Source organism: Phocaeicola faecalis (assembly GCF_021730445.1).
Taxonomy (GTDB): Bacteria; Bacteroidota; Bacteroidia; order Bacteroidales; family Bacteroidaceae; genus Phocaeicola; species Phocaeicola faecalis.
This window is the reverse complement of the sequence record NZ_JADNRM010000043.1, coordinates 1-3027: the sequence shown is the minus strand read 5'-3', so window position 1 is coordinate 3027 and position 3027 is coordinate 1. Positions and strand designations below refer to the sequence as shown.

Annotated in this window: 2 tRNA genes and 2 rRNA genes; all 4 read right to left on the bottom strand. The window is 49.3% G+C overall.

Annotated features, from left to right (window positions below):
• Positions 1–1175 (bottom strand): 23S ribosomal RNA (locus IR173_RS17910); the annotation flags it as partial.
• Between the two features lie 120 nt (positions 1176–1295).
• Positions 1296–1369: transfer RNA gene (locus tag IR173_RS17905), tRNA-Ala, on the bottom strand.
• 24 nt (positions 1370–1393) lie between these two features.
• Positions 1394–1467, bottom strand: a tRNA-Ile gene (locus IR173_RS17900).
• Positions 1468–1584: 117 nt separating this feature from the next.
• Positions 1585–3027: ribosomal RNA gene (locus IR173_RS17895) — 16S ribosomal RNA — on the bottom strand; the annotation flags it as partial.

Here is a 3027-nt window from a genome sequence, read left to right as displayed (position 1 = left end):
ATACCCGATTATTATCCACGCCAAACTCCTCGACTAGTGAGCTGTTACGCACTCTTTAAATGAATGGCTGCTTCCAAGCCAACATCCTAGCTGTCTTAGCAATCTGACTTCGTTAGTTTAACTTAGCTGTCATTTCGGGACCTTAGCAGGTGGTCCGGATTCTTCTCCTCTCGGGCACGGACCTTAGCACCCATGCCCTCACTCCTGGAATGGAACTAATGCGCATTCGGAGTTTGTCAAGACTTGATAGGCGGTGAAGCCCTCGCATCTTATCAGTCGCTCTACCTCACATTAGTAAGTTCCAAGGCTGCACCTAAATGCATTTCGGGGAGTACGAGCTATCTCCAAGTTTGATTAGCCTTTCACCCCTACCCTCAAGTCATCCAGAAGCTTTTCAACGCTTATTGGTTCGGTCCTCCATCTGGTGTTACCCAGACTTCAACCTGCTCAAGGGTAGATCACTTGGTTTCGCGTCTACCACTACCGACTGTACGCCCTCTTCAGACTCGCTTTCGCTTCGGCTACAGGAATCATTTCCCTTAACCTTGCCGGCAACGGTAACTCGTAGGTTCATTATGCAAAAGGCACGCCGTCACAGCTGACGCTGCTCCGACCGCTTGTAGGCGCACGGTTTCAGGAACTATTTCACTCTTCTGTTCGAAGTGCTTTTCACCTTTCCTTCACAGTACTGGTTCACTATCGGTCTCTCGGGAGTATTTAGCCTTACCGGATGGTCCCGGCTGATTCACGCAGAATTCCTCGTGCTCCGCGCTACTCAGGATACCACTATGCTTCGGCAACATTCGAGTACGCAACTTTCATGCTCTATGGTTGGACTTTCCAGAACATTCCTCTCTGTTGCTTTCATGCAATATCGTGGTCCTACAACCCCATCCATGCCGTAACATGAATGGTTTGGGCTATTCCCCGTTCGCTCGCCACTACTGGGGGAATCATTGTTTATTTTCTTTTCCTGCAGGTACTAAGATGTTTCAGTTCCCTGCGTTAGCATCCTACGTCGTAGGATAATACCTCTTCAAGGTATTGGGTTGTCCCATTCGGAAATCTTCGGATCAAAGGTTATTTGCACCTCCCCAAAGCTTATCGCAGCTTATCACGTCCTTCATCGCCTCCGAGAGCCAAGGCATCCGCCATGCGCCCTTAATTACTTTCTTCATACATCCGCTGACACTTGCGTGAGAGCGGGATGATATATACTTTTAGCTCTTTACTACTAAAATTACTTTTTTGCTTGTACAATATGTCATAGACCGTTTCCCTTTTAAAAGGGAGAGTGGAGAATAACGGATTCGAACCGTTGACCCTCTGCGTGCAAGGCAGATGCTCTAGCCAGCTGAGCTAATCCCCCGAATCGTTTTCTTTTCGAGATTCGTAGTCCCAGGCAGAGTTGAACTGCCGACCTCTACATTATCAGTGTAGCGCTCTAACCAACTGAGCTATAGGACTGTCAGGTTCAACCTTGTCTACCTTTAATTAGACTCGGCTTCTTCTTTCTCTTTTATATATAGATAAACAAATGCAGTAGTACAAGAACAAAAACCTCAAGATTTGAGTCCTCTCCAGAAAGGAGGTGTTCCAGCCGCACCTTCCGGTACGGCTACCTTGTTACGACTTAGCCCCAGTCACCAGTTTTACCCTAGGGCGCTCCTTGCGGTTACGCACTTCAGGTACCCCCGGCTCCCATGGCTTGACGGGCGGTGTGTACAAGGCCCGGGAACGTATTCACCGCGCCGTGGCTGATGCGCGATTACTAGCGAATCCAGCTTCATGAAGTCGGGTTGCAGACTTCAATCCGAACTGAGAGGGGTTTTTGGGATTGGCATCCACTTGCGTGGTAGCGGCCCTCTGTACCCCCCATTGTAACACGTGTGTAGCCCCGGACGTAAGGGCCGTGCTGATTTGACGTCATCCCCACCTTCCTCACATCTTACGATGGCAGTCTTGCCAGAGTCCTCAGCATCACCTGTTAGTAACTGGCAACAAGGGTTGCGCTCGTTATGGCACTTAAGCCGACACCTCACGGCACGAGCTGACGACAACCATGCAGCACCTTCACAGCGGTGATTGCTCACTGACATGTTTCCACGTCATTCCGCTGCAATTTAAGCCCGGGTAAGGTTCCTCGCGTATCATCGAATTAAACCACATGTTCCTCCGCTTGTGCGGGCCCCCGTCAATTCCTTTGAGTTTCACCGTTGCCGGCGTACTCCCCAGGTGGAATACTTAATGCTTTCGCTTGGCCGCTTGCCGTATATCGCAAACAGCGAGTATTCATCGTTTACCGTGTGGACTACCAGGGTATCTAATCCTGTTTGATACCCACACTTTCGAGCCTCAATGTCAGTTGCAGTTTAGTGGGCTGCCTTCGCAATAGGAGTTCTTCGTGATATCTAAGCATTTCACCGCTACACCACGAATTCCGCCCACCTCAACTGTACTCAAGGACGCCAGTATCAATTGCAATTTTACGGTTGAGCCGCAAACTTTCACAACTGACTTAACAACCCATCTACGCTCCCTTTAAACCCAATAAATCCGGATAACGCTCGGATCCTCCGTATTACCGCGGCTGCTGGCACGGAGTTAGCCGATCCTTATTCATAAAGTACATACAAAAAGGCACACGTGCCCCACTTTATTCCTTTATAAAAGAAGTTTACAATCCATAGAACCTTCATCCTTCACGCTACTTGGCTGGTTCAGACTCCCGTCCATTGACCAATATTCCTCACTGCTGCCTCCCGTAGGAGTTTGGACCGTGTCTCAGTTCCAATGTGGGGGACCTTCCTCTCAGAACCCCTATCCATCGAAGACTAGGTGGGCCGTTACCCCGCCTACTATCTAATGGAACGCATCCCCATCTTATACCGGTAAACCTTTAATCATGCGAGAATGCTCACTCATGATACTATCTTGTATTAATCTCCCTTTCAGAAGGCTATCCAAGAGTATAAGGCAGGTTGGATACGCGTTACTCACCCGTGCGCCGGTCGCCATCTCCACTAT